Consider the following 25,071-nt stretch of genomic DNA (forward strand, 5'->3'; position numbering starts at 1 on the left):
GACAGCGACACATCGACAATGAGTGTGATCGTCAGCAGACAGGAGATGCCCTCGTGACCGTCGTCGGGCCGTTCGGACTGCACGTGCGGGACCAGGCTCTTGAGGCCGACGTCCAGACGGGCCTGGCCGCTGTCGAAGCAGGGCTGATCGAGGCCACCAAGAGCGATGTGCCCTTCATCACGGAGGCCGCCCAGCACCTGGTGCGGGCGGGAGGCAAGCGGTTCCGCCCGTTGCTGGTCATGCTCGCGTCACAGTTCGGCGATCCGGACGCGCCGGGTGTCGTCCCCTCGGCCGTCGTCGTCGAGCTGACCCACCTGGCCACGCTGTACCACGACGACGTGATGGACGAGGCCGACGTACGCCGCGGGGTGGAGAGCGCCAACACCCGCTGGGGCAACTCGGTGGCCGTCCTCACCGGCGACTTCCTGTTCGCCCGCGCCTCGCACATCCTGGCCGACCTCGGCCCCGACGCCGTACGCATCCAGGCCGAGGCGTTCGAACGGCTGGTCACCGGCCAGATCCTGGAGACCGCGGGCCCGCGCGACGGCCGTGACCCGGTCGACCACTACCTCGACGTGCTCAGCGGCAAGACCGGCTCGCTGGTCGCCGTCTCCGGCCGGTTCGGCGCGCTGATGGCCGGGGCCGACGAGCGGACCGTGGACATCCTCACGCAGTACGGGGAGCGGCTCGGCATCGCGTTCCAGCTCGCCGACGACGTCCTCGACATCGCCTCCGACACCCACGAGTCCGGCAAGACCCCCGGCACCGACCTGCGCGAAGGCATCCCGACCCTCCCGGTCCTGCGGCTGCGCGCCCAGGCGGCGGAGGACGGCAAGCCCGACGACCTGGAGCTCGTCGAGCTGCTCGACGGCGACCTCGGCGACGACGACACCCTCGCCGAAGCGCTGCGCCGGCTCCGCGCCCACCCGGCGCTGGAGCAGGCCCGCCAGGACACCGTCCGCTACGCCCAGGAGGCGCGCGCCACGCTCGCGCCGCTGCCGGAGGGGTACGCGAAGTCGGCGCTGGAGGAGCTGTGCGACGCGGTGGTGCACCGCGCGGGCTGAGAGCGCGCGGCCCTGAGTTCCCCGGTCGCCTGCCGCGTCCCCTGGTTGACGACGCGTCACCCCATAGGTCCCATAGGCCTCGTATCGGGCCCTACCCCTACGGGATGGCTGATGTACCCCGTCCGGTTGTCATACCGCAGCAGTAGTCAGGTTGATCCCCGGGGCTGACGCTTCAGGCCGCCCGATTTGGTCAGATGGATAACAACACTCCTGACCACATCGGGTGAGAATGGCGGCAGGGAGTGACGGGCAACCGGACGGAAGCCGCCGACCACGGAGGTAGGGCACACATGGCACCGAACGACAGCGCAGAGACCATCGGCGAGGCCACGGGCACTGTCGTGGGCCGTCGGAAGGCGGCGCGCTACATCGTCCCCGTCGCGGTCGCGGGGGTGGCGGCCGCGACCATCGGGCTCGTCCCGGCACTCGCCAACGCCGGCGACCCGGACCTGCCGAAGATCAGCGCACAGGAACTCATCGAGAAGATCGCCGCTTCCGACGAGGAGCAGCTCTCCGGAACCTTCAAGATCAGCACGGACCTCGGCCTGCCTCTCGACGGCCTCGCGGGATCGTTCCTGCCGGGCGCCGACGGCGAGGGCAAGGACGGCGGCGCGGCCGCGCCGGAGGACAAGCTCATGGAGCTGACGTCCGGCACGCACACGCTGCGGGTGGCCGTCGACGGCCCGGAGAAGCAGCGGCTCTCCATCCTCGGCAAGGCCTCCGAGTACAGCGTCGTCCACAACCAGGGCGAGGTCTGGGCGTACGACTCGGAGTCCGACGAGGTCTACCACGCCGAGGCGCCCGAGGGCGCTGGCGCCGAGAAGGAGGCCCCGAAGGCGCCCAAGGGCGTGCCGGCCACGCCGAAGGACTTCGCCGAGCAGGCGCTCGCGGCGGTCGGCGACACCACGTCGGTCACCGTGGACGGCACCGCGCAGGTCGCGGGCCGCGACGCGTACCAGCTGGTCATCAAGCCGAAGCAGGAAGGCTCGACGGTCGGTTCGATCCGGATCGCGGTGGACGCGGAGAACGGCGTACCGCTGAAGTTCACGCTGGCGGCGGCGGCCGGCGGCAAGGCCGTGGTCGACGCGGGCTTCACCAAGGTGGACTTCGCCAAGCCCGCCGCCTCCTCGTTCGACTTCACCCCGCCGAAGGGCGCCAAGGTGACGGAGGCCGACGAGCTGGAGACCGGCAAGGACGAGCACGGCAAGGCGCAGAAGGCGCTCCCGGAGCAGTTCTCCGGCCAGATCCCGGGCCTGGAGGGGCTGGAGGGCGCCGAGGGCGTCAACGTCATCGGCAAGGGCTGGACGTCGATCGCCGCCATCGAGATCCCCGGCGGCAAGGGCCTGCCCACGGCGGGCTCGGGCGACGTCCCGGCCGAGGCGCAGGGCTTCCTGGACGCGCTCGGCGACAAGGTCACCGGCAAGTTCGGCTCGGGCACGGTCTTCAAGACCCGCCTCGTCAACGCCCTGCTGACGGACGACGGCAAGGTATATGTCGGAGCGGTGACGAAGGACGCTCTGGTACGGGCGGCCGACGGCGCCAAGTAAGGCCGACGGGAACACCCGGTCGTCCTAGGGCCGACGGGATCACCCGGTCGTCCTAGGGCCGACGGGATCACCCGGTCGTCCTAGGGCCGACGGGAACACCCGGTCGTCCCGCCCCGTCGCGCACCCGCGCGGCGGGGCGGTCCGGCTCCCTCCCCCCCCCCCCGCGTGTGCTGAGAGGTGCGACCGGCATGACGGAGACAGCGACCGCCCCGACGTACGGGGCCGGCGACCGCCCCGGCACCGCCATCGAGCCCCCCGCCATCGGGGCCCCCGTCATCGAGACCCGCGGCCTCACCAAGCGCTTCCGAGGCGGTCAGCTCGCCGTCGACGGCCTCGACCTCACCGTCCCCGGCGGCAGCGTCTTCGGCTTCCTCGGCCCCAACGGCTCCGGCAAGACCACCACCATCCGGATGCTCATGGGCCTCATCGACCCCACCTCCGGCACGGCCGCGGTCCTCGGCCGCCCCATGCCCCAGGCGGCCCGCACGGTCCTCCCGGAGGTCGGCGCGCTGATCGAAGGGCCCGCGCTGTACGGCTATCTGAGCGGCCGTGACAATCTCGTACGGTTCGACCGCGCCGACCCCACCGCCGACCCGCGCACCCGCCGGACCCGCGTCGCCCACGCCCTGGACCGGGTCGGCCTCGCCGCCGCGTCGGCCAAGAAGGCGAAGGCCTACTCCCTCGGCATGAAACAGCGCCTCGGCCTCGCCGCGGCCCTGCTCCGGCCGCGCCGCCTGCTGGTCCTGGACGAGCCGACCAACGGCCTGGACCCGCAGGGCATGCGGGAGATCCGCTCGCTGGTCCGGGAGCTGGCGGCCGAGGGGACCACGGTGTTCCTCTCCTCGCACCTGCTGGACGAGATCGAACAGGTCTGCACGCACGCGGCGGTGATGGCCCGGGGCCGGCTGCTGGTCCAGGGTTCGGTCGCCGACCTCGCCGCGAGCGCCCGCGGCCGCCTCGCCGTCACCACGCCGGACGCGGCCGACGCCGTCCGCGTCCTCCAGGCACACGGCCTCACCGGCCTGGCCGTCGACGGCGACCGCCTGACCGCCGACGCCCCGCCCGCCGCCGTGGACCTCGCGGACCTCAACGCGGCGCTGGTGGGCGGCGGGGTGCGGGTGCGGGCGTTCGGGATCGAGGGCGGGTCGCTGGAGGACGCGTTCGTGGCACTGACGGGAGAGGGATTCGATGTCGCAGGCTGAGAGGGCGGAGGCCGGAGCCGTTCCGTCCCCGGGAACCACGGGACGGAGCCCCCGTAACCCTGGTGACCCCCGCAACCCCCTGTGGACCCTCGGAATCCTCCGCTCCGAGATCATCACCGCCACCCTCCGCCGCCACCGGACCTACGCGCTCCTCGCGGTGCTCGCCGCCGTCCCCGTACTGATCGGGATCGCGGTCCGCATCGAGACGGGTGGCGGAGGAGCGGGTTCCGGGGCAGGAGGCGGGCCGGACGGCGGGGGAGGCCCGGCGTTCCTGACGCAGGTCACCAACAACGGCCTCTTCCTCGTCTTCGCGGCCCTCGCCGCCACCCTGCCGGTCTTCCTCCCGATGGCCGTCGGTGTGGTGGCCGGCGACGCGATCGCGGGCGAGGCGAGCGCCGGGACCCTGCGCTATCTGCTGGTCGCTCCGGCGGGCCGGACCCGACTACTTCTGGCCAAATACGCGTCGGTCCTGGCCTTCTGTCTGGTCGCGACGTTCGTGGTGGCGGCCTCGGCACTGGCGGTCGGCGCGCTGCTCTTCCCGGTGGGCGAGGTCACGACGATCTCCGGTACGCGGATCGGCTTCGGCGAGGGCCTGGTGCGGGCCGCGCTGACGGCGGCGGTCGTCGCGGCGTCCCTGGTCGGGTTCGCCGCGCTCGGGCTCTTCGTCTCGACGCTGACCAACAGCGGGATCGCGGCGATGGCGGCGACGATCGGGCTGCTGATCACGGTGCAGATCCTGGACAGCATCCCGCAGCTGAGCGGTATCCACCCGTACCTGTTCCCGCACCACTGGATGTCCTTCGCTGACGTCCTGCGCGAGCCGGTCCACTGGGACGAGCTGGTGAAGAACTTCCAGCTCCAGGGCGCGTACGCGGCGGTGTTCGGCTCGGCGGCCTGGGCGCGCTTCACCACGAAGGACATCACGGCCTGAGACACGGGACCACAGGGCCACAAGACTGCAGGGCCACAGGACCACCGGATCGTCCGGTGGCGGGACCATGGCCGGATCGGATCGGTGAGCGGTCGTCCGCGCCGTCGGCCGGGCGAGCCGTCCCCCGATCGGCTCGTCGCGGCACGAACGGCACGAACGTGCGGAGGTGGGAACGAACCGACACGGTACGTTCCGTTTCCGCTTGGGTATTGTTCGGCCTATGACGACTACCTGTCAATAAGGAATGGCTCAAACCGTCCTATGCTCACCGGATGATCACACCGCCCAGTAGTCTGCGCCGCAGCGAGAAGTCCCGCCGCGCGACGCTGCAGGCCGCCCTCGACCTCTGTACGGAGAGGGGGTACGGGCGCACGACGATAGAGGCCATCGCGGCCCGCGCCGGTGTCAGCAAGAAGACGATCTACCGCTGGTGGCCGTCAAAAGGAGCGGTGCTCCTGGAGGCGTTCACGGACGCGCTGGTGGACGCCACGCCGTTCGTGGACACGGGTGACATCGGCGCCGACCTGCGTACGCATGTGGCGGGCGCGGTGAAACTGCTCACCGTGCCGCCCTTCGGACCTGCCTACGGGGGCATCCTCTCCGAGCTCCACCACGACGACGTACTCGCCCAGGCACTCAAGGACCAGCTGGTCGACCCGCGCGTCGAACAGGCGGTGGCCCGGCTGCGCAGCGCCCAGGACCAGGGCCAGATCCCGCCCGGCGCGAACCTGCCGCTGGCCGTGGAGATGCTGTACGGCCCCCTCTACTACCGCCACGTCCTGCGCAAGCCGGTCCAGGACGAGGAGACGGTCGCCGCCCTGGTGGCCCATGTGCTGCGCGCGCTGAGGGCGCCGGGGTACTGAACGGACCAGGTGAAGCAGGTGTACGGCACCTCCGCGCCGCCGGACCGAGCGTGACGCCCACCGCGTCGACGAGGAGCGAACTCTCCGGAGGCGGACGACCGTACGCCGACGTCGGCCACGGCCGAGCTCGGCCGAACCGCCGAGCTCGGCCGAACCGTTGAGCTCGGCCGAACCGTTGAGAGAAGGGGCGCACCGTGGGGAGAGGGACGAGCAGGCTGTGAGGAAACGCTCCGGCATGATTCCCTCCATGCATGAGGACGAGGGCCATCGAGGGCGCGCGCGGTACACGCTGACCGAGGAGGAGCACGGGCACGCCTGGGGCGTCTGCGCCGAGGTGGAAGGGCTGTTCGGGGAGGTTCAGCGGGGGACCTACAAGCTGTTCGGCTGGGTTCCGCGGACCGAGGTGCATGGTTGGGTCGGCGACCGGGTGTGGCTGGTGCCGGACGACGAGACGCTCGGTCCCTGGCTGGTGGAGGACGCGGAGGGTCTGGGCCGGTCCCCGGGGACGGACAGTCTCGTACTCGTCGGCCTGGACGGCTACGAAGGCCCACCCGAGGCACACAGGGGCCGGGTCCGCGTGCACGACGGGCACCGCTGGTTGGGCGCCTGCCGGGAATTCGTCCGCGTGCTGCCGCCCGACGAACAGTCGGCACATCCGCTCGTCCTGCGAGGGCTCGCCCAGGGCGATCAGCTGCGGGCGGCACTGATCAAGGGCACTCGGCGGGCGCTGGAACTGGAGCAGGCAGCCCTGGAGATACGGGACGACGGTGGCGAGCCGCTCACCGAGCTTCTGCTCCGGACCAGAGTCAGGGCCTGGCGGCCGTCCTCCTACGGGACGGATCGGATCGACCTGGAGCTCGACGGAGGGTCTTTCACGCCCGTTCCCGAATACGCCCGGCCCATCTGGGAGCGGTGGTTCACCGGCCCGCCGGACACCAAAGGTGTCTGGGGCGGTCTCGATACCAGGCTCCGCAATGCCTGGCTCGATCTCGTCCGGGAGCGAGCCTGCCGAGGCACCCGTCGTGACCGCCCGGCCGGTCACGCCTACGAACTCGACGGACGACACGTCACCGACGAACCGGCCCTCTACCTGGCGCTCGGCGAGGCGGTTAACGGTCCGGGCGGCTATTTCGGCGGCTGTCCAGCCGCCCTCGACGACTGCCTGGGCGGCGCCTTCGGCTACACCGCTCCCGCATCCCTGCTCTGGCGCGAAGCCGCGACTGCCCGTGAGCACCTCTCCCAGGCCCTGACACCGGACGGCCGGCCCTACGACCTGTTCGGCATGGTCCTCGATGCTCTGGCCCAGGGCGGCATGCACGTCACCCTGGCGTGAGCTGCCCCCGCTCGCCACCCTTGCGTCCCCGCACCGACCCAGCCCTCATACCCCCGCCACCCCTCCCCGGGCGGCCAGGGCCCCGTCACACCCCGCCCGCCGCCGCCCCCCGGTGGCCGCCCCCGCCCCGCCGGGTGATGCTGGTCCCGCACGTGCCGGTGCTCCGGGGCAGCGGTGTGCCGGAGCCTGAGGGGCAGGTGGAGCCGTGTCGTACGCCGAGACCCCGGCCGGGGCCGGGACCCCTCCGGGCGGCCTGGACGATGCGCTGCTGAAGGCCCTCTTCACCCAGTCCGCCGTCGGCCTCTTCGTGCTCGACCCGCAGCTCAGGCTCGTCCGGACCAACTCCCTCGTCGAGGGCATCGACACGGAGGAGTACATCGGCCGCCGCTTCACCGAGGCCTTCCGGCTCGACGACCCGGACGGCTCCGAGCAGCTGCTGAAACGAGTCCTCGCGGGTGAGGGGCCCGCACGCGACCATCTCGTACGCGGTCGGCTCCGCGAGATCCCCGGCGACCGGATCTTCCTGGTCTCCGCCTACCGCCTGGACGGCCCCGGCGATACCGCCCTCGGTCTCCTGAGCGCCGTCGTCGACGTCACCGAGCGGGAGCGGGCCCGGGCCAGGGAAGCCGCGCTGGCCGCCGTGCGGGAGGCGGTCGGCGGTTCGCTGGACGTGGCCACCACCTGCCGGTCGTTCATCGACGCGCTGGTGCCCCGGTTCGCCGATCTCGCCGTCATCGAGGTGGTGGACGAGGTCCTGCGCGGCGCCGACCCGCCGGTGGGCCCGCTCCCGTCCGGCACTCCGCTGCGCCGCGCGGCGAGCGGCCGCTGCGGGACCCTCGGCGGCGACGCGGCGGGACGCCCGGCCGGCGGGATCCGCCGCCTCCCGCTCCGTACGTCGTACGCACGCGCCGTCGCCGACCTGCGCCCGCGCCTCGAACCGCTCACCGCCGGCACCCCGTGGCTGGACGCCGACCCCGACGGGTCCCGCGTCCTCGTGGAGACCGGCGCGCACTCCCTCATCGTCGTGCCCCTGACCCTGCGGGGAGCCGTCCTCGGGCTGGTCAGCCTGTACCGGTGCGGGGCCTCCGAACCCTTCGACGAGCAGGACGTCTCCCTCGCCGCCACCGCGACCACCCGCGCCGCCCTCGCCATCGACAACGCCCGCCGGTACGAGCGCGAGCACGTCATCGCCTCCACCGTCCAGCGCCGCCTCCTCCCGCAGGCCGAACGCCACCAGGCCGCCGTGGAGACCGCGCACGTGCTGCTGCCCGGCCGGGACAGCGGCTGCTGGTTCGACACGATCGCGCTCTCCGGGGCCCGTACCGCACTCGTCGTCGGCGGGGTCGCCGGGGAAGGGCTCCAGACGGCGATCGCGATGGGCCAGCTCCGTACGGTCATCCAGGCGCTGGCCGGTCTCGACCTGGAGCCGGAGGAGGTCCTGGCCCGCCTCAAGGAGACCGCCGACCGCCTGGCCGGCGAACGCGCGGCCCTCCCGCCGAGCGACTCGCTCCAGGGCGAACCGCTGCGAGCGGGATGCGTGTACGGGGTCTACGACCCGTTCACCCGGACCTGTACGGTCGCCCGCGCCGGGCACCCGGCACCCCTGATCGTCGGCCCCGACGGCCGGGTCGTCCGGCTCGACGTTCCCGAAGGCCCCGGCCTCTTCGACGCCGACAGCGACCTCTTCGCACCCGCCACCGTCACCCTGGAGGAGGGCAGCGTCCTCGCGTTCTGCACGGCCGAACTGCTCGCCGACGCCCGCGCCGAGGAACGCATCACCCGCACCCTGGCCCACCCCGGCCGCAGCCTCCAGCAACTCGGCGACGACATCGTGTACGAGCTCCCCGACGACACCCGCTCCGCCGGCGCGGCGCTGCTCCTGGCCCGTACCGGTACGGTCTCCGACCACCGCGTCGCCACCTGGGACCTGGCCCAGGAGCACACGACCCCCGCCACGGCCCGGCTGCTCGTCCGCGACCGGCTCCAGGGCTGGGGGCTCGACGAGGACACCGTCGACTCGACCGAGCTGATCGTCAGCGAACTGGTCACCAACGCCGTCCGCTACGGCACCCCGCCGCTCCGCCTCCGCCTCCTGCTGGACACCACGCTCACCTGCGAGGTCCACGACGGCTCCACGGCCTCACCGCACCTGCGCCACGCCCGCACGGTCGACGAGGGCGGCCGGGGCCTGTTCATCGTCTCCCGCCTAGCCGCCCACTGGGGCGCCCGCCACGGCCCGGACGGCAAGGTGCTCTGGACGGAACAGGACCTTCCGGGGAGCGGCGGCGGTAAGGAGTGACGGGCCTTCACCGGCCCTCCCGGTGCCGCCTTCGCAGCTCGGCCAGACGCTCCCGGGACGCGACGGCGCGCTCGGTCGGAGCGACAGCACCGGCCGGACGCGGCGTGGGCGGCGGCCCGGGCAGACCGAGCGCGGCGGCCACCTGCGCGCCTACGTGGTCGAGATCGGCGTACGCAAGATGCGCGAGGTTCCCCGGGGTGAGCCCACGGAACTTCCGGGAGTCCCTGCGGAAGGAGGCCCGCCCGTGCCCCTTCCTGCTGGACACGCCGCCGCGCTCGTCGCCGGGCGTGTACTCGATGTCGATGTGCAGGACGCCGGACGAGAAACCGGCCCACCAAGCGGTCCACGCCGGGTCGTCCCCGAGGGATTCGACGATCGCGCCCGCAGCGTCGACGTAGGCGGCGGGCACGGTGGGCTCGCCGTACAGCGTGAAGGTGATCCAGGAAACGTCTCCGTCCGCATCGGCACTCCGCTCGTCGGCGTCCGAGAATCCGGGTACCGGGCCGGGCCACGGGAGGTCGGTGACCTTCGTGTACGCGGTGGCGGCGGCATCCGCCAGCTCGTCCGACTCGCTGAAGTCCCAGGGCCGCGCCGCGATACGCGCGGGGTCGCGTAGGACACCGTCGAAGACGGACCGGCCGGCGGGGATGACCGCGAGGTGCAGATGGATCAGCGCATCGCCGGGCACGGGGACGAGCGGTGACCCGGGCGGATCATGGAGATCGAGGACCGGCACGCCCGCCAGAGGCGCCGTGCTCAGCTCACTCACCTTCTCCGACAGCCGGTCCCCGAACTCCTCGATGACGTCGACACCGGCACGTTCAAGGGCTCTCACCAGCCTCCGAGTGGTGCGTGAGTTCGCCGCACCGCCGAGCCGGTCGATCAGGCTCCAGAACTCCTCGTCGGTCATCGGCCCGCCCCTCCCGCTTTTCCGTCCGCTCCCGTTCCCCCTTGCCCGCTCAGCCGAACAGCCGCTCCAGCACCGCCGCCACCCCGTCCTCCGCGTTGGTCGGCGCCACCTCGTCCACCGCCGCCCGCAGCTCCGGGTGTGCGTTGCCCATGGCCACCCGGTGGCCCGAGCGGCGGAACATCGGCAGGTCGTTGGGCATGTCCCCGAACGCCACCGTCCGCTCAGGGCCGACCCCCAGCAGCTCGGCCGCCGCCGCGATGCCGGTGCCCTTGTCCACGCCGTACGGAGCCAGCTCGACCGTGCCGGGCCCCGCCATGCTCACGCTCGCCAGATCTCCCACGGCCCCGCGCGCGGCGGCGGCCAGCGCGTCGTCGCCGAGCTCCGGGTGGCGGACCAGCACCTTGATGACCGGCCGCTCCCACAGCGCGTCCCGGGAGTCCACGCAGAGGGCGGGGAGTGTCGGGTTCGGCATCCGGTAGCCGTTCTCGATCAGCGTGACGCCGTCCACGCCGTCCTGGTCCACGGCCGCGAACACCGCACCGACCTCCGCCTCGATCTTTCCGAGCGCGGTGTCGGCGGCCTCCCGGTCCAGGGTCACCGAGCGCAGCAGCCGCGCGCTGTCGGCGTCGTACAGCTGCGTGCCTTGACCGCACACGACGAGCCCGCGGTACGCGAGGTCCGCCAACAGCGCCCGTATCCCGGGGACCGGCCGGCCGGTGACGATCAGGTGCCGGGCGCCTGCGGAGACGGCGAGGCCGAGCGCGGCGCGGGAACGGGCGCTGACGGTGTCGTCCGGGCGCAGGAGCGTGCCGTCCAGGTCGGTGGCGACGAGGGCATAGGCGGGTGGCATGGGCATGGGCATGGGCCACAGCCTAGAAGGGCCCGGATGGCCGCTTGCGCGGGAGGTGAGGATCCGGTAGGGGCGGGGGCGTTACGGGAGCGGTCGGCCCGAAGCCTCGCTCGTACGGCGGATCCCGGCGAGTAGCCGCCGCATCCCGACCGCGTGCCCGCCCGACCCGAACACCAGCCGCCGGTACGCGCCTCCCGCCACCCCGGGAAACGCGGCCCGGCTCTCGGCGCGCAGCCGTGTGCGGCCCGGTCCGAGAGGTTCGAGCCGGAAGATCAGCGCGTACGAGGAGAAGCGGTGGCGGCCGTGGAGGATCAGCTGCTCCCCGAGAGAGGCGGCGCGCACCCGGAAGCCCGGCAGCACCGATCCCTCCGCGAGCGGGCGCGGCCCGGACGGCCGGGTGTCGGCCGCCCGGACCAGCCGTGCGTAGGCGGCGGCCGGAGCCCGCGAGAAGGACCGTTCCAGCGCCGCGCAGAGACCACGCCACACGTCGTCGGCCTCGGCGGCGATGACGGTGGTGTGCTCGTCGAGGTACGGCAGCGGGTCGGCCTCCTCCATCAGCGCCTCCGTCGATGTCGATTGCGTCCTGTGGCCTGCGTCCTGCGGTCACTACGCCGTGCTGTGAGGTGAACGGCTCAGATCGCGTTGAACTCGCCGGCGCGGACGCCCGCGACGAACGTCGTGAACGCGGCGGCCGGGACGGTGAGGACCGGGCCCGTGGCGGTGTCGTTCTTGGAGTCGCGGACGGGCACGATGCCGTGCGGGGCGGCGAGGTTGGTGGCGACCTCGACGCACGCGCCGCCGTTGTCGCTGTACGAGGACGTGAACCAGCACGGAGTCACGGTCTTGGTCTCGGTCGTCACGGGGTGCCCTTCCGTGGAGGGTGCTCTCCGCTCTTGCTACCCATCAAGACGGTGATGAACGCGCCGTCCGCCGTACAGGGCAGGGCAGTTCGGGCGAGCCCCGGTTCGGCGAGCAGGTCACCACGGTGACGGAGTGGAACAGCGTGCTTCGCAGGTAATGGCCGAGCGACACGTCTCCGCCCCACGCGAGCCGTTCGACGGCGGCCGCCACGAGGAGGACCAGCCGCGTCGCCTCCCGGTCCTGCGCGGAGGCGAACCGGGGCGCGAACTCAGTGAGTTGCAGCCCCAGCCACGCACCCGCCTCCTTCGGCTCGTCCCATGTGCCCCGGACCGTCGACTCCGGTTTCCTGAGCCAGTGCGCGGTCTGGAGCGGCGGTACGTCGGAGGCGGGGAACACCGTCACCGCTTCCCGGTGGCGGTCGTGCACATCCGGGTCGCTGGTCGGCGTCGGGGCCTGGCCCGGAGGTCTGCGGATGCTCTCCTTGTCGAACGTCCGCTTCTCCCCGAGCCAGGCGTAACCGTGGTGGTGCACCGGCGCGTTGCCGTTCAGGCGGAGAGGCCGAAGATGTCGGCGGCGCGGGACCTGTGGATGTTCTGGACCGACGAGGACACGGACAAGGGCGTACGCCGCAAGTTCCGGTTCGCCGAACTTCCGCCGTGCCTCGCGGTCATGCGCACCTTGGCCACCGGCGAGAAGGAGGCGTGCCTCCTCTACGACCGGCACCCGGCGCCGCATTCCTGTCCTCTGCCCGTCCTGCCCGTCCTGCCTGTCCTGCCCGTCCCGTCTGGCCTGTCCGTTGCCGTCCGTTGCTATCCGTTCTGTGCGAGCTGGATCAGGTTGCCGCAGGTGTCGTCCAGGACCGCCGTGGTGACCGGGCCCATCTCCAGCGGCTCCTGCGTGAACCGCACGCCGAGGCCTCGCAGCCGGTCGAACTCCGCCCGCACGTCGTCCACGGCGAAGGCTGCGGCCGGGATGCCGTCCGCGAACAGGGCCGTCTTGTAGGGGCCGACCGCGCGGTGGCGGTCCGGTTCCAGGAGGAGTTCGGTGCCGTCGGGGTTCTCCGGGGAGACGACGGTCAGCCAGCGGTCCGGGCCGCCGAGCGGCACGTCGTGCTTCTTCACGAAGCCGAGGACGTCCGTGTAGAAGCGGAGGGCCTTCTCCTGGTCGTCGACGAAGACGCTGGTCAGGTGGATCTTCATGGGGTTCCTTTTCCGTTGGTCGGCGGGGGAGTGGCGGTCCTCGTGCGCCGTCAGTTCACGCAGAACTCGTTGCCCTCAGGATCTGAGAGTACGAGCCAGCTCCCGCCCGGCTCGTCGACCGCGTGCAGGATGCGCGCGCCCAGCGCCACCAGCCGCTCCGCCTGCGCGTCGCGCTCACCGGGGCTCGCGTGGACGTCGATGTGGAGGCGGTTCTTCACCGACTTCGGCTCCGGGACGCGCTGGAACAGCAGCCGCCGCCCCAGCCCCGTACCGCTCTTCTCGTCGTACGGATCGTCAGGGTGCCGGACCGCCGCGAGGTCGCGCCAGGCGCGGCGGCCGTGGGCGTGGGTGGTGATGGAGTCGGGGACGGCTCCGGCGGCGAGCAGCTGCTCGACCAGGACGCTGTTGTCCTCGATCAGATAGCCGAGGGCCTCGGCCCAGAATCCGGCCTGCGGGTGCGGGTCGGCGCTGTCGATGACGAGCTTCCAGGACAGTGTGCGAGTCATGGAAACCGTTTATAGTGGTTACATGAGTGCGAGCGCAATGGACACGCCGGGAGTGGGTGCGGGACGGACCGCGCCTTCGGGGATGCTGCTGGGGCATCCGGACGGCAGCTCGTTCCGGTTCGACCCGGGCGCGCTGTGTCTGGAGCTCCTGCCGACCGGTGGGCCCGGGCGCCTCGCGTACTTCGAGGTGCTGCACGGGGCCGAGGACCTGGTGCGCTGGGCGGACGAGAGCCGGCTGCCCGGTGGGCTCGGCCTCACCGTGGACCCGGCCGAGGTGGTGGACGCGCGCCGACTGCGCGACGCGCTCTGGCGGCTGGCGGAGGCCCATGTGTCCGCGCTGAAGCCGGGGCCGGACGACCTCGCCGCGGTGAACGACGCGGCGGCGCACCCGCCGCTGACGGCCCGGCTGACCGCCGAGGGGACGCGCGCGTGGGCGGCGGGCGCGACGGGGACCGGGCTGCTCTCCACCGTGGCGCGGGACGCCGTCGAGCTGTTCACGGGGCCGTACGCGCACCGGATCCGCACGTGCGGCGCCGACGACTGCCGCCTGCTGTTCGTCGACACCTCGCGGCCGGGCAGGCGGCGCTGGTGCTCGATGGAGCGGTGCGGAAACCGCCACAAGGTCCGGGCCCACCGCGCCCGGCTGACCACGGACTGATCACCGACCGGCCACCGGCCACCGATTGCCGACCACCGACCACCGACCACCGATCGAAGGAGCGTGCCATGCCTACCGGACTCACTCAGGACGCCGGCTGGGAGATCGGTGTCTCCCGTACGATCCGGCAACCGCCGCAGGCTGTGTGGGAGTTCATCACCGGCCCGGAGGGCGTCGCGCTCTGGCTCGGCGTGGAGGGGCCGCTGCCGACGGAGAAGGGCGCTGCGTACCGTACGGCCGGCGGCACGGAAGGCGAGATCCGCAGCTACCGCCCGGGTGACCGGGTCCGCCTCACGTACGGCACGTCGACGGTCCAGGTCGCGGTGTCGCCGGGCAGCTCGGACGACCGGTCGGTGCTCCGCTTCCACCAGGAACGGCTGGTGAGCGCGGAGGAGCGGGAGGAACGGCGTACGTACTGGAAGAGCGTGATGGACCGGGTGGCGGCGGAGCTGTCCTAACCGGTCTGCGGTTTCAGTCCGTACGCGGTCGGCAGGCCGCGCAACTGTGCCCGTCCAGCGCGGCCAGCAACCGCGCGGCGGCGTCCCGTACGGCCGGCGTCTCCTTCGTCTCGGGCGCGGAGGCCAGCCGGGCCGCGGTGGAACGGCCCTCCGCCACCGCCTCGTGCGCGGCGCGGGTCCACTCCGGGCGCCCGGCGTGGTCCGCGGCGAGGATCGTGGCGAGCAGGTCCAGCACACCGGCCCGGTTCTTGACCGCCTCCGTCGCCCCCAGCTCCCACAGGAACGGCACCGCGGCCACGGTCGCATCGAACACGGCCGGTGCGCCGATCCACCGGTCCAGGTCGCTCAGCGCGTCCCCGGCGGTCGGGCCGTCACCCCAGGCGATCCGCGACAGCATCCCGGGAACCTGGGACGCGGAGCCGTACGCATGTTGCAGCTCGTGCCACCGCACGTTCCTCATCCCGCCCAGGACAGTCCCCATCCGGGCACTCAATCAGCCTTATCGCACCGCGTCCACCGTGCCGGATGCCGGGTGGAACGAGAGGTCCTAGGTGACCTTCTGCTGGGCGGGAGGCTCGGTGGGCGCCGGGGCCGCCGCCGCGGTGGCCAGGAGCTGGGTGGCCAGGATCCGGTTGCGGCGCGCGTTGCGCAGGGCGTCCCAGGTCAGGACGGAGAGGGCCAGCCAGACCAGCGCGAAGCCGGCCCACCGCTCGGGCGGCATCTCCTCGTGGAAGTAGACGATGCCCAGCACGAACTGGAAGACCGGTGCCAGGTACTGGAGCAGCCCCAGCGTCGAGAGCGGCACCCGGATCGCCGCCGCGCCGAAGCAGATCAGCGGGACCGCCGTGACGATGCCCGTCGCGGCGAGCAGCGCCCCGTGGCCCAGCCCCGCGTCCCCGGCCGTGAACGTGGACGCGCCGGTGGCCGTCAGCCAGAGCAGGAAGCCGAGCGCGGGCAGGAAGAGGACGGCGGTCTCGGCGGCCAGCGACTCCAGACCGCCCATGTTGACCTTCTTCTTGATCAGGCCGTACGTGGCGAAGGAGAACGCCAGCACCAGCGAGATCCACGGCGGCCGCCCGTACCCGATCGCCAGGACGAGTACGGCGGCCAGGCCGGTGGCGACCGCCATCCACTGGGCCGGCCGCAGCCGCTCGCCGAGCAGGAGGACGCCCATGGCGATGGTGACCAGCGGATTGATGAAGTAGCCGAGCGAGGCCTCGACGACCTGGCCGTTGTTGACGGCCCAGATGTAGAGGCCCCAGTTGACGGTGATGGTCGCCGCTGCCACCGATACGAGACCCAGCTTGCGCCGGTCGCGGACCAGCTCGCCGATCCAGGCCCAGCGCCGGACCACGAGCAGCGCGATCCCGACGACGGCCAGCGACCAGACCATCCGGTGCGCGAGGATCTCGACCGCCCCGGACGGCTTCAGGAGCGGCCAGAAGAGGGGGACGATGCCCCACATCCCGTACGCGCCGACTCCGTACAGCAGGCCGGCCCGCTGTTCGTTCTTCCCCTTCACGGGCCCCTCCCGGACTACCTGCGTCGGCGCGTCTGCCCGACGGGATGACGGTAACGCCGGAAGGGCCTCGTGTCATAGCCGTTTCAGGTAAACACTCATGACAGGCGCTCCTGGTCGGCGCTCATGCCGGGCTCGGGAGGGGCGGCGGTGGGGGTCAGGCGGTGGCGAGCGCCGCTCGTACGGTCGTGGCCAGCGGGGTGGTCGGGCGGCCGATCAGCCGGGCCAGGTCGCCGCTCGTCCCCGCGAGCCGTCCGCGTTCGATGGCCTCGTCCACGTCGGTGAGGATCGCGGCGAACCCCTTGGGCAGGCCCGCGCCGACCAGGATCTCCTGGTGCACGGCCGCCGGGACGTTCTTGTACGCGATCTCCTTGCCGGTCACCTCGGACAGCAGCGCCGCGTACTCGGCGAGCGACCAGGCGGTGTCGCCGCTCAGCTCGTAGGCCTGGCCGAGGTGGCCCTCGCCGGTCAGCACGGCCGCGGCGGCGGCCGCGAAGTCGGCGCGCGAGGCGGAGGCGATCCGGCCCTCGCCCGCGTTGGCGACGACCGCGCCGTGCTCCAGGACGGGGGCGAGGTTGGCGGTGTAGTTCTCCGTGTACCAGCCGTTGCGCAGGAACGTGTACGGCAGCCCGGAGTCCAGGATCAGCCGCTCGGTCGCCTTGTGCTCGTCGGCCAGCGCGAAGTCCGCGTCCGGTCCGCCGAGGATGCCGGTGTACGCGAGCTGCGCCACGCCCGCCGCCTTGGCCGCCTCGATGAGCGCGGCGTGCTGCGCGACCCGCTTGCCGACCTCGCTGCCGGAGATCAGCAGCACCCGGTCGCCGGTCCGGAAGGCGTCGGCCAGTGTCCCGGGGCGGTCGTAGTCGGCGATCCGGAGCTCGATGCCCCGCGCGGCGAGCGCGGCGGCCTTCTCCTTGTTGCGGACGACCGCGACGACGTCGCCGGCCGGGACGGTGGCCAGCAGTCCATCGATGACGAGGCGGCCGAGTTCTCCGGTGGCTCCGGTGACGACGATGCTCATGGGGGGCTCCTGCGGTGGGTGATGTCGTTCCCGACCGAGCGTAGGCGGAGCGCTAACTAATGGAAAGTACCCACTTTGAAGTAAGGTACTGGCATGGGAGTGAGTGATGGAAGCGCGGGGAGTGTGGCTCCGGTCGGTCTGGCGGGTCTGCCGAAGCCCGTTCAGGACGTCAACCAGCCGATGTGTCCGTCCCGGCTCGTGCTGGAGCATGTGACGAGCCGCTGGGGCGTCCTCGTCCTGGCGGCCCTGCTGGAGCGTTCGTACCGCTTCAGCGAGCTGCGCCGCACGATCGGCGGGGTCAGCGAGAAGATGCTCGCCCAGACCCTCCAGACGCTGGAGCGCGACGGCTTCGTCCACCGGGACGCGAAGCCGGTGATCCCGCCTCGCGTGGACTACTCGCTCACGCCGCTCGGCACCGAGGCCGCCGAACAGGTGTGGGCCCTCGCCCGCTGGACCGAACGCCAGGTGGACGCGGTACAGGCGGCCCGCGCGGCGTACGACGAGGCCCGGGCCTGACCCGCAGCGTCCTCGGCGTACGACGAGGCCCGGGCCTGATTCTTTAGGTCGTCCAGGTCGTGTCCTGGTCTGGGGATCGGGCCCGGGCCGCTGCCGTACCGCTGGTGCTTCTCAGCCGACGACGGTCCAGGTGTCGGCCCCCGCGAGCAGCGCGCCGAGGTCGCCCTTGCCGTCGCGCTCCACGGCGGCGTCCACCTGGTCGGACATGAGCGTGTCGTAGACCGGCCGCTGGACGCTGCGCAGCACCCCGATGGGCGTGTGGTGCAGGGTGTCGGCGTCGGCGAGGCGGGAAAGCGCGAACGCCGTGGTCGGGGAGTCGGCGTGGGCGTCGTGGACGAGGACCTGCGAGCGGTTCTCGTCGGTGACGGCGACGACCTCCAGATCACCGGTGGCCTGGTTGCGGACGACACCCTTGGAGCCGTCGGCCCCGAAGAGGATCGGCTCTCCGTGTTCCAGGCGGATGACGGCCTCGGCGGCCTGCTCCTTGTCCTTGAGGACCTCGAACGCGCCGTCGTTGAAGATGTTGCAGTTCTGGTAGATCTCCACGAGCGCCGTGCCCGGGTGCTCGGCCGCCGCGCGCAGCACGCCGGTGAGGTGCTTGCGGTCGGAGTCGACCGTGCGCGCCACGAACGAGGCCTCCGCGCCGATGGCGAGGGACACCGGGTTGAAGGGCGCGTCGAGCGAACCCATCGGCGTCGACTTGGTGATCTTGCCGACCTCGGAGGTGGGGCTGTACTGGCCCTTGGTCAGCCCGTAGATCCGGTTGTTGAAGAGCAGGATCTTGAGGTTGACGTTGCGGCGCAGCGCGTGGATGAGGTGGTTGCCGCCGATGGAGAGCGCGTCGCCGTCACCGGTGACGACCCATACGGAGAGGTCGCGGCGGGAGGTGGCGAGGCCGGTCGCGATGGACGGGGCGCGGCCGTGGATGGAGTGCATCCCGTACGTGTTCATGTAGTACGGGAAGCGGGAGGAGCAGCCGATGCCGGAGACGAAGGCGATGTTCTCCTTCGCGAGGCTCAGCTCCGGCATGAAGCCCTGGACCGCGGCGAGGACGGCGTAGTCGCCGCACCCCGGGCACCAGCGCACTTCCTGGTCGGATTTGAAGTCCTTCATGGACTGTTTCGCCTCGGCCTTGGGCACCAGCTGCAACAGCTCGTTGTGGAGCAGTTCCCGGGTGTCAGGCATCGATGGCCTCCTTGAGAGCTGTGGCGAGCTGCTCGGCCTTGAACGGCATGCCGTTGACCTGGTTGTAGCTGTGCGCGTCCACCAGATACTTCGCCCGCAGCAGCATCGCGAGCTGTCCGAGGTTCATCTCCGGGACGACGACCTTGTCGTAACTCTTCAGCACCTCGCCGAGGTTCCTCGGGAAGGGGTTGAGGTGTCTGAGGTGGGCCTGGGCGATGGGCTGCCCGGCGGCGCGGAGCCGGCGGACGGCGGCGGTGATCGGCCCGTACGTCGAGCCCCAGCCGAGCACCAGTGTCGCCGCTCCGGCGGGGTCGTCGACGGTGAGGTCGGGAACGTCGATGTTGTCGACCTTCGCCTGGCGGGTGCGGACCATCAGGTCGTGGTTGGCGGGGTCGTAGGAGATGTTGCCGGTGCCGTCCTGCTTCTCGATGCCGCCGATGCGGTGTTCGAGACCGGGTGTGCCGGGGACGGCCCAGGGGCGGGCCAGGGTCTGCGGGTCGCGCTTGTAGGGCCAGAAGACCTCGGTGCCGTCGGCCAGGGTGTGGTTCGGGCCGGTGGCGAACGGTGTGGTGAGGTCGGGCAGGCTGTCGGTCTCCGGGATGCGCCACGGCTCGGAACCGTTGGCCAGATAGCCGTCGGAGAGCAGGAACACCGGGGTCCGGTACGTCAGCGCGATCCGGGCCGCCTCGATCGCGGCGTCGAAGCAGTCGGCCGGGGTCCGCGGGGCCACGATCGGCACCGGGGCCTCGCCGTTCCTCCCGTACATCGCCTGGAGCAGGTCGGCCTGCTCGGTCTTGGTCGGCAGCCCGGTGGAGGGCCCGCCGCGCTGGATGTCGATGATCAGCAGCGGCAGCTCCAGCGAGACCGCGAGCCCGATGGTCTCCGACTTCAGCGCCACACCCGGCCCCGACGTCGTGGTCACGCCGAGCGCCCCGCCGAACGCCGCACCGAGCGCCGCCCCGATCCCGGCGATCTCGTCCTCCGCCTGGAACGTGCGCACGCCGAAGTTCTTGTGCTTGGACAGCTCGTGCAGGATGTCCGAGGCCGGGGTGATCGGGTACGAGCCCAGGTAGAGCGGCAGGTCCGCCAGCTGCCCGGCGGCGATCAGGCCGTAGGAGAGGGCCAGGTTCCCCGAGATGTTGCGGTAGGTGCCGGTCGGGAAGGCCTGCGCGGCCGGAGCGACCTCGTAGGAGACCGCGAAGTCCTCGGTGGTCTCGCCGAAATTCCACCCCGCCCGGAAGGCGGCCACGTTCGCCTCGGCGATCTCCGGCTTCTTCGCGAACTTCTGCCGCAGGAACGTCTCCGTCCCCTCGGTCGGCCGGTGGTACATCCACGACAGCAGCCCGAGCGCGAACATGTTCTTCGACCGCTCGGCCTCCTTGCGGGAGAGCCCGAACTCCTTCAGCGCCTCGATCGTCAGCGTCGTCAGCGGCACCGGGTGGACGTTGTACGCCTCCAGCGACCCGTCCTCCAGCGGACTGGTCGCATATCCGACCTTCGCCATCGGGCGCTTGGTGAACTCGTCGGTGTTCACAATGATCTCGGCGCCGCGCGGCACGTCGTCGATGTTCGCCTTCAGGGCGGCGGGGTTCATCGCGACCAGGACGTTGGGAGCGTCGCCGGGGGTGAGGATGTCATGATCGGCAAAGTGGAGCTGGAAGGAAGAAACCCCGGGCAGAGTGCCTGCGGGGGCCCGGATCTCGGCCGGGAAGTTCGGCAGGGTGGAGAGATCGTTCCCGAACGATGCCGTCTCCGAGGTGAACCGGTCGCCCGTGAGCTGCATCCCGTCACCCGAGTCGCCCGCGAAGCGGATGATCACCCGGTCCAGGCGGCGGACCTCTTTCCCGTCGCCGCCGGTGGTTCCCGTCGTTCCTGACAAGGGGGCGCGCTGGCCCCCGAGGACGGCGTCGTTGGCCTCATCGGCCTTCTCCGCGCTACTGACCTGGCTCGTCACTGAACTGGACCTCCCTTGGGGCGGCGGTTCGGAACCGTCCGGCCAGCCGGCGGTCCCAGAGGCAACCCTACGTCCGTGCGGTTCGCCCTCCAGGGGCCGATCATATGGTGGACACTGTTTTGAGACACCCTTTTAGCCCGTTTTGCCATCTTTCTCAAGCCCTCCGATCGCTGGATGACCGTTGGATGGAAGTGCTCTGCTCGTAGGTCTTCGGTGCTAGGCCCTTCCGCCCAGGACTGCCCGGCGGGCGATCGCCGGACACTTCCCGCGGAGATCCATAGGGTGCACGCCGGGTGCTCATCGGGCGCCCATCGGCGGCTCAGGCCGCCAACTGACAGGGTGTCAGATCGCTAGGAGTTCAGGTAGGTCAGTACGGCGAGGACGCGCCGGTGGTCCCCGTCGCTGGGGGAGAGCCCGAGCTTCTGGAAGATGTTGCTGACGTGCTTCTCCACCGCCCCGTCGCTCACCACGAGCTGCCGGGCGATCGCCGAGTTCGTCCTCCCCTCGGCCATCAGTCCCAGGACCTCCCGCTCGCGCGGCGTCAGCCCCGTCAGCACGTCCTGCTTACGGCTGCGGCCCAGCAGCTGCGCCACCACCTCCGGGTCCAGCGCCGTCCCGCCACCCGCCACCCGTACGACCGCGTCGACGAACTCGCGGACCTCGGCCACCCGGTCCTTGAGCAGATACCCCACGCCCCGGCTGCTGCCCGCCAGCAGCTCGGTGGCGTACTGCTCCTCCACGTACTGCGAGAGGACCAGCACCCCTATCCCCGGATACTCCCTCCGCAGCCGCACCGCCGCCCGTACGCCCTCGTCGGTGTGGGTCGGCGGCATCCGCACATCGGCCACCACCACATCGGGCAGCGCCTGCTCCGCCCCGAGGTCCGCCACGGTCTTCAGCAGCGCCTCGGCGTCGCCCACCCCCGCGACCACGTCATGCCCGAGATCGGTGAGCAGACGGGTGAGCCCTTCCCGCAGCAGGACCGAATCCTCGGCGATGACCACCCGCACTCTGTTCTCCACGTGCTCCACGTTGCTCTGTCCCCCGCTGGTCTGCTGTGCGCCCTGCGCCCGACACCTCCAGCATCCCAGGCCCGCCCCACGGATGGACCCCCTGTGGATAACCTGCCGGCCACAGCGGGGGCGGGGCCGGGCGGCGGGCCGTCGGGCCGGGGGCCGGGCGGGCGGCGAGGCGGCGGGGCCGGGCGGCGGGGCGGGCGGTAAGGCGGCCGGGCCGCGCGGCGAGGCGGCCGGGGCGGCGGGCCGTCGGGGTCAGCCGCGCCAGGGGAGCTCCGCGGTGATCGTCGTCGGGCCGTCGGGCGGTGAGTTCACCACCAGGACGCCGTCCACCGCGTCCAGCCGCCCCGTCAGCCCGGCCAGGCCGCTGCCGGCCGAGGCGGACGCGCCGCCCCGCCCGTCGTCCGTGACCTGGAGCATCAGCCGGTCGGACGTCCGCCACACATCGACCGTGGCCCGGGTCGCCCGCGCGTGCTTGCTGACGTTCTGCAGCAGCTCCGACACGGTGAAATACGCGATGCCCTCGATGGCCTGCGCGGGCCGGGCGTCCAGGTCCACCTCGACCGTGACGGGGACGGTGCAGCGGGAGGCGATGGCGGAGAGAGCCGCGTCGAGACCGCGGTCGGTGAGGACGGCGGGATGGATGCCCCGGGCGAGGTCACGCAGCTCCTGCAACGCCACCTTCACCTCGCCATGGGCCTCGTCCACCATCCGCGCGGCCGCCTCCGGGTCATCCGTGAACTTCTCCTTCGCCAGCCCCAGGTCCATGGCCAGGGCCACGAGCCGGGCCTGCGCGCCGTCGTGGAGATCCCGCTCTATCCGGCGCAGGTCGGCGGCGGCCGTGTCCACGACCACGCCCCGGTCCGACTCCAGCTCGGTGACCCGGGCGGAGAGCGCCGACGGGCCCAGCAGGCCGGACACCATCAGCCGGTCCACCGAGACCAGCCCCCGCACGATCCACGGCGACACCAGCACCAGCACCAGGCCCACCGCGCTCGTCGCCGCCAGCTCAACGGGCGAGTCCAGGTAGTACGCGTGGGTGCGGTCCCCGTACAGCTGGATGCCGTCGGCCCCCACGAAGACCGGGAAGACCCACTGCCACAGCGGATACGTCAGCGCCGCCAGGCCGTACGACCAGAACGTCACCGACACGCAGAACGTGAACACGGCCCACGGGAAGTGCAGCAGCGCGTAAAGAAGGTGACGCCAGGAGACGCCGCTCTTCAGAACCGCGCCCACCCATGACATCGGGCCGCCGCTCTTCCCGCGCACCCGCACCGGCTCCGCCACGTCCAGCTTCAGCAGCCCGCGAGCCCGGGCCCGCTCCAGCACCCCGAACCCCCGGCAGGCGGCCAGGCCGACGGCCAGCAGCGGAATACCGATGAAGGTGACGAGCAGGCCGGCGCCGACCGACGTCATGGTGATCGCGAAGACGAAGATCGCCGTGCTCAGCGGCAGGCTCAGCACGACATAGAGGAGCTCGCGCCAGCTGCGGGCCTCCAGCGGCGCGCGCAGCGCCGCCGGGAGGAAGTGCTTCACCGGGACCTGCCCCGGGGCTTGCCCCTGAGGTCCGACGCCCTGGCCTGTGTGGCCGCGCGCGCCCGGTGCCTTGTGGTCCCGGGTGTCGGGTCCGTATGCCGTGACCATGAGTGCCGTCCGTTTCCGTCTCTTCTGTCGAGCTCTTCTGCCGAGTCGTCGAGCGCTGTGGTGCCTGCTCCTTCAAGGGTGCTCGGCCGCTCTCTCCGGCACCATGTGGCCGGTCTCCGTATCCGTACGGGGGTTTTCCCCACCCCCGTACGCGCCCGGAAGGCTCAGGAGGACCGGCTGCCCGCCGGGGCCCGGTCGCGCCAGGGCAGCTCGGCGGTGACCGCCGTCGGCCCGCCCACCGGGGAGTCCAGGGCGAACAGCCCGTCCACCGCGCCCAGCCGCTCGGCCAGGCCCGCCATGCCCGTACCGCCGTCCATCCGCGCGCCGCCGGAACCGTCGTCCGTGACCTGGATCAGCAACCGGTCCCCCGCCCGCCACACCTCGACGGAGGCGGACCGGGCACCGCTGTGCTTGCTGACGTTCTGGAGGAGCTCCGACACGGTGAAGTAGGCGATGCCCTCGATCGCCTCCGCCGGACGCCCCGGCAGATCCACCGAAACCCTGACGGGGACGGTGCAGCGGGAGGCGACGGCGGAGAGGGCCGCGTCGAGACCGCGGTCGGTGAGGACAGCGGGATGAATACCCCGGGCGAGGTCACGCAACTCCTGCAGAGCGACCTTCACTTCGCCGTGGGCCTCCTCCACCATCCGCGCGGCCGCCTCCGGATCGTCCGTCAGCTTCTCCTTCGCCAGCCCCAGCCCCATCGCGAGGGCCACCAGCCGGGCCTGCGCACCGTCGTGGAGGTCACGCTCGATCCGGCGCAGATCGGCGGCGGCCGTGTCCACGACCACGCCCCGGTCCGACTCCAGCTCCGCGATCCGCCGCTCCAGCTCGTCGGAGGGCGACAACAACCACCGCACCATCGCCCGGTCGACCGCCGTCAGCCCGCGCGCGATGAACGGGAGCACCGGCCACAGGACGATCAGGCTCACCAGCGTCACCGCGAACGTCAGGACGCCCCACGGCAGTCGGATGAACGCGTGGAGCAGCGAACGCCACCCCACCGGATCCTTCAGCCCCGACCAGAGCCAGGCGAAGACCCCCTTGTCCCGACGCCCGAGCGCCAGCGGGCTCGGCTCCTCGATCCGCACCCCGAGCATCGACCGCGCCCGCCCCCGCTCCACCCGGCCCAGCCACCGCGCGCCCCACAACCCGCTGACGAGCACCGGCAGTCCGACCACGGTGACGGAGAGGCCCACACCGACGGCGATCACGAGCAGCGCGTAGACGAATCCGGCGACGGCCATCGGCAGATTGACCAGCAGGTGCGCGATCTCCCGCCAGGTCCACCGGTCGAGGGCGAGGCGGGCGGGCGGCGGCCGGTCGGGGTCAGGTGCGGAAGGGCTCATGGTCATGGAACCAGCCTGCCGGGCCGTGTTCGCGCACGCCATGGGGCTCGTAGGTGGCGTGAAGTAGGGATAACCCCACCTAGGTCTTCGTCGGTCCTTCCTTCGGATCACGCCGGGCTGATCCGAAGGAAGGACCGACGAAAGACTCTCGGTGCGACGCGGCTGCTTACTGTGCGTTTATCAGGG

General features: G+C 71.9%; 25 protein-coding genes. 10 read left to right on the top strand and 15 right to left on the bottom strand.

Annotation, left to right across the window (positions count from 1 at the left end; genetic code table 11):
* Window positions 1-53 precede the first annotated feature (53 nt).
* The 7 genes from ACQP09_RS21070 to ACQP09_RS21100 all read left to right on the top strand — a co-directional run bounded on the left by ACQP09_RS21070 (window position 54) and on the right by ACQP09_RS21100 (window position 9,239).
* Window positions 54-1,064, top strand: coding sequence for a polyprenyl synthetase family protein (locus tag ACQP09_RS21070; protein WP_404064884.1), 1,011 nt, complete (start codon window positions 54-56; stop codon window positions 1,062-1,064).
* A 290-nt stretch (window positions 1,065-1,354) separates the two neighbouring features.
* Window positions 1,355-2,611 (top strand): LolA family protein, encoded by a 1,257-nt coding sequence (locus tag ACQP09_RS21075; protein WP_433401917.1) that lies wholly within the window; start codon window positions 1,355-1,357, stop codon window positions 2,609-2,611.
* Window positions 2,612-2,799: 188 nt separating this feature from the next.
* Window positions 2,800-3,813 carry an ABC transporter ATP-binding protein gene (locus ACQP09_RS21080; protein WP_433401919.1) on the top strand — a complete coding sequence of 338 codons (1,014 nt, stop codon included), beginning with the start codon at window positions 2,800-2,802 and terminating at the stop codon, window positions 3,811-3,813.
* Window positions 3,800-4,744, top strand: coding sequence for an ABC transporter permease (locus ACQP09_RS21085; RefSeq protein WP_433401921.1), 945 nt, complete (start codon window positions 3,800-3,802; stop codon window positions 4,742-4,744). The genes ACQP09_RS21080 and ACQP09_RS21085 overlap by 14 nt, the downstream gene beginning before the upstream one ends.
* Before the next feature lie 272 nt (window positions 4,745-5,016).
* Window positions 5,017-5,607: a TetR/AcrR family transcriptional regulator gene (locus ACQP09_RS21090; RefSeq protein WP_433401923.1), complete on the top strand. Its 591-nt coding sequence runs from the start codon at window positions 5,017-5,019 to the stop codon at window positions 5,605-5,607.
* A 247-nt stretch (window positions 5,608-5,854) separates the two neighbouring features.
* Complete coding sequence (locus ACQP09_RS21095; RefSeq protein WP_433401925.1) at window positions 5,855-6,940, top strand: barstar family protein; 1,086 nt, start codon at window positions 5,855-5,857, stop codon at window positions 6,938-6,940.
* A gap of 205 nt (window positions 6,941-7,145) precedes the next feature.
* On the top strand, window positions 7,146-9,239 hold the full coding sequence (locus tag ACQP09_RS21100) for a SpoIIE family protein phosphatase (RefSeq protein ID WP_433401927.1): 2,094 nt from the start codon (window positions 7,146-7,148) through the stop codon (window positions 9,237-9,239).
* 7 nt (window positions 9,240-9,246) lie between these two features.
* Here the strand turns inward: ACQP09_RS21100 and ACQP09_RS21105 are convergent, their stop codons facing one another.
* From ACQP09_RS21105 to ACQP09_RS21135, 7 genes are all read right to left on the bottom strand, one after another.
* Complete coding sequence (locus ACQP09_RS21105) at window positions 9,247-10,149, bottom strand: DUF4240 domain-containing protein (RefSeq protein WP_433401929.1); 903 nt, start codon at window positions 10,147-10,149, stop codon at window positions 9,247-9,249.
* Between the two features lie 49 nt (window positions 10,150-10,198).
* Window positions 10,199-11,005, bottom strand: a complete 807-nt coding sequence (locus ACQP09_RS21110; protein WP_433406695.1) for an HAD family hydrolase — start codon at window positions 11,003-11,005, stop codon at window positions 10,199-10,201.
* 75 nt (window positions 11,006-11,080) lie between these two features.
* Window positions 11,081-11,554: a hypothetical protein gene (locus ACQP09_RS21115; RefSeq protein WP_433401931.1), complete on the bottom strand. Its 474-nt coding sequence runs from the start codon at window positions 11,552-11,554 to the stop codon at window positions 11,081-11,083.
* 77 nt (window positions 11,555-11,631) lie between these two features.
* The gene (locus ACQP09_RS21120; protein ID WP_433401933.1) at window positions 11,632-11,859 is read right to left on the bottom strand and encodes a DUF397 domain-containing protein; all 228 of its coding nucleotides are present in this window, start codon (window positions 11,857-11,859) and stop codon (window positions 11,632-11,634) included.
* Between the two features lie 43 nt (window positions 11,860-11,902).
* Entirely contained in the window at window positions 11,903-12,391 is a 489-nt protein-coding gene (locus ACQP09_RS21125) for a hypothetical protein (protein WP_433401935.1), read from the bottom strand.
* A gap of 278 nt (window positions 12,392-12,669) precedes the next feature.
* A complete protein-coding gene (locus tag ACQP09_RS21130; RefSeq protein ID WP_433401937.1) occupies window positions 12,670-13,059 on the bottom strand; it encodes a VOC family protein in 390 nt (129 codons plus the stop codon).
* A gap of 50 nt (window positions 13,060-13,109) precedes the next feature.
* Window positions 13,110-13,565 carry a VOC family protein gene (locus tag ACQP09_RS21135; RefSeq protein WP_433401939.1) on the bottom strand — a complete coding sequence of 152 codons (456 nt, stop codon included), beginning with the start codon at window positions 13,563-13,565 and terminating at the stop codon, window positions 13,110-13,112.
* An 82-nt stretch (window positions 13,566-13,647) separates the two neighbouring features.
* On the opposite strand from ACQP09_RS21135, the gene ACQP09_RS21140 reads away from it, so the two are divergent.
* Together ACQP09_RS21140 and ACQP09_RS21145 are read left to right on the top strand one after the other, a co-directional pair.
* Window positions 13,648-14,223, top strand: coding sequence for a CGNR zinc finger domain-containing protein (locus ACQP09_RS21140; protein WP_433406697.1), 576 nt, complete (start codon window positions 13,648-13,650; stop codon window positions 14,221-14,223).
* Window positions 14,224-14,291: 68 nt separating this feature from the next.
* Window positions 14,292-14,681 (top strand): SRPBCC family protein, encoded by a 390-nt coding sequence (locus ACQP09_RS21145; protein WP_433401941.1) that lies wholly within the window; start codon window positions 14,292-14,294, stop codon window positions 14,679-14,681.
* A 13-nt stretch (window positions 14,682-14,694) separates the two neighbouring features.
* Here ACQP09_RS21145 and ACQP09_RS21150 read toward each other — a convergent pair whose 3' ends face one another.
* The 3 genes from ACQP09_RS21150 to ACQP09_RS21160 all read right to left on the bottom strand — a co-directional run bounded on the left by ACQP09_RS21150 (window position 14,695) and on the right by ACQP09_RS21160 (window position 17,218).
* Window positions 14,695-15,162, bottom strand: a complete 468-nt coding sequence (locus tag ACQP09_RS21150; RefSeq protein ID WP_433401942.1) for a hypothetical protein — start codon at window positions 15,160-15,162, stop codon at window positions 14,695-14,697.
* Window positions 15,163-15,228: 66 nt separating this feature from the next.
* Window positions 15,229-16,203 carry an EamA family transporter RarD gene (rarD, locus tag ACQP09_RS21155; protein ID WP_433401944.1) on the bottom strand — a complete coding sequence of 325 codons (975 nt, stop codon included), beginning with the start codon at window positions 16,201-16,203 and terminating at the stop codon, window positions 15,229-15,231.
* 154 nt (window positions 16,204-16,357) lie between these two features.
* Entirely contained in the window at window positions 16,358-17,218 is an 861-nt protein-coding gene (locus ACQP09_RS21160; RefSeq protein WP_433401946.1) for an SDR family oxidoreductase, read from the bottom strand.
* Between the two features lie 93 nt (window positions 17,219-17,311).
* Between ACQP09_RS21160 and ACQP09_RS21165 the strand changes: the two genes are divergently transcribed.
* Entirely contained in the window at window positions 17,312-17,734 is a 423-nt protein-coding gene (locus ACQP09_RS21165) for a winged helix-turn-helix transcriptional regulator (RefSeq protein ID WP_433401948.1), read from the top strand.
* Window positions 17,735-17,845: 111 nt separating this feature from the next.
* Here the strand turns inward: ACQP09_RS21165 and ACQP09_RS21170 are convergent, their stop codons facing one another.
* The 5 genes from ACQP09_RS21170 to ACQP09_RS21190 form a co-directional block, all read right to left on the bottom strand.
* Complete coding sequence (locus ACQP09_RS21170) at window positions 17,846-18,919, bottom strand: 2-oxoacid:ferredoxin oxidoreductase subunit beta (RefSeq protein ID WP_433401950.1); 1,074 nt, start codon at window positions 18,917-18,919, stop codon at window positions 17,846-17,848.
* The gene (locus ACQP09_RS21175; protein WP_433401952.1) at window positions 18,912-20,873 is read right to left on the bottom strand and encodes a 2-oxoacid:acceptor oxidoreductase subunit alpha; all 1,962 of its coding nucleotides are present in this window, start codon (window positions 20,871-20,873) and stop codon (window positions 18,912-18,914) included. The genes ACQP09_RS21170 and ACQP09_RS21175 overlap by 8 nt, the downstream gene beginning before the upstream one ends.
* A gap of 350 nt (window positions 20,874-21,223) precedes the next feature.
* Window positions 21,224-21,883 (bottom strand): LuxR C-terminal-related transcriptional regulator, encoded by a 660-nt coding sequence (locus ACQP09_RS21180; RefSeq protein WP_404065511.1) that lies wholly within the window; start codon window positions 21,881-21,883, stop codon window positions 21,224-21,226.
* A gap of 261 nt (window positions 21,884-22,144) precedes the next feature.
* Window positions 22,145-23,536, bottom strand: a complete 1,392-nt coding sequence (locus ACQP09_RS21185; protein WP_433401954.1) for a sensor histidine kinase — start codon at window positions 23,534-23,536, stop codon at window positions 22,145-22,147.
* Between the two features lie 164 nt (window positions 23,537-23,700).
* Window positions 23,701-24,891, bottom strand: a complete 1,191-nt coding sequence (locus ACQP09_RS21190) for a sensor histidine kinase (RefSeq protein WP_433401956.1) — start codon at window positions 24,889-24,891, stop codon at window positions 23,701-23,703.
* Between the last annotated feature and the right edge of the window lie 180 nt (window positions 24,892-25,071).

Source organism: Streptomyces sp. CA-146814 (assembly GCF_050942385.1).
Classification (GTDB): domain Bacteria; phylum Actinomycetota; class Actinomycetes; order Streptomycetales; family Streptomycetaceae; genus Streptomyces.

What these genes read in the sequence shown, in the direction of transcription:
- ACQP09_RS21075 (WP_433401917.1), top strand. Translation starts at nt 1,355, where the DNA reads ATGGCACCGAACGACAGCGCAGAGACCATCGGCGAGGCCACGGGCACT.
- ACQP09_RS21080 (WP_433401919.1), top strand. Translation starts at nt 2,800, where the DNA reads ATGACGGAGACAGCGACCGCCCCGACGTACGGGGCCGGCGACCGCCCC.
- ACQP09_RS21085 (WP_433401921.1), top strand. Translation starts at nt 3,800, where the DNA reads ATGTCGCAGGCTGAGAGGGCGGAGGCCGGAGCCGTTCCGTCCCCGGGA.
- ACQP09_RS21090 (WP_433401923.1), top strand. Translation starts at nt 5,017, where the DNA reads ATGATCACACCGCCCAGTAGTCTGCGCCGCAGCGAGAAGTCCCGCCGC.
- ACQP09_RS21095 (WP_433401925.1), top strand. Translation starts at nt 5,855, where the DNA reads ATGCATGAGGACGAGGGCCATCGAGGGCGCGCGCGGTACACGCTGACC.
- ACQP09_RS21105 (WP_433401929.1), bottom strand. Translation starts at nt 10,149, where the DNA reads ATGACCGACGAGGAGTTCTGGAGCCTGATCGACCGGCTCGGCGGTGCG.
- ACQP09_RS21110 (WP_433406695.1), bottom strand. Translation starts at nt 11,005, where the DNA reads ATGCCCATGCCACCCGCCTATGCCCTCGTCGCCACCGACCTGGACGGC.
- ACQP09_RS21115 (WP_433401931.1), bottom strand. Translation starts at nt 11,554, where the DNA reads ATGGAGGAGGCCGACCCGCTGCCGTACCTCGACGAGCACACCACCGTC.
- ACQP09_RS21130 (WP_433401937.1), bottom strand. Translation starts at nt 13,059, where the DNA reads ATGAAGATCCACCTGACCAGCGTCTTCGTCGACGACCAGGAGAAGGCC.
- ACQP09_RS21135 (WP_433401939.1), bottom strand. Translation starts at nt 13,565, where the DNA reads ATGACTCGCACACTGTCCTGGAAGCTCGTCATCGACAGCGCCGACCCG.
- ACQP09_RS21140 (WP_433406697.1), top strand. Translation starts at nt 13,648, where the DNA reads ATGCTGCTGGGGCATCCGGACGGCAGCTCGTTCCGGTTCGACCCGGGC.
- ACQP09_RS21145 (WP_433401941.1), top strand. Translation starts at nt 14,292, where the DNA reads ATGCCTACCGGACTCACTCAGGACGCCGGCTGGGAGATCGGTGTCTCC.
- ACQP09_RS21150 (WP_433401942.1), bottom strand. Translation starts at nt 15,162, where the DNA reads ATGGGGACTGTCCTGGGCGGGATGAGGAACGTGCGGTGGCACGAGCTG.
- ACQP09_RS21160 (WP_433401946.1), bottom strand. Translation starts at nt 17,218, where the DNA reads ATGAGCATCGTCGTCACCGGAGCCACCGGAGAACTCGGCCGCCTCGTC.
- ACQP09_RS21165 (WP_433401948.1), top strand. Translation starts at nt 17,312, where the DNA reads ATGGGAGTGAGTGATGGAAGCGCGGGGAGTGTGGCTCCGGTCGGTCTG.
- ACQP09_RS21170 (WP_433401950.1), bottom strand. Translation starts at nt 18,919, where the DNA reads ATGCCTGACACCCGGGAACTGCTCCACAACGAGCTGTTGCAGCTGGTG.
- ACQP09_RS21185 (WP_433401954.1), bottom strand. Translation starts at nt 23,536, where the DNA reads ATGGTCACGGCATACGGACCCGACACCCGGGACCACAAGGCACCGGGC.
- ACQP09_RS21190 (WP_433401956.1), bottom strand. Translation starts at nt 24,891, where the DNA reads ATGACCATGAGCCCTTCCGCACCTGACCCCGACCGGCCGCCGCCCGCC.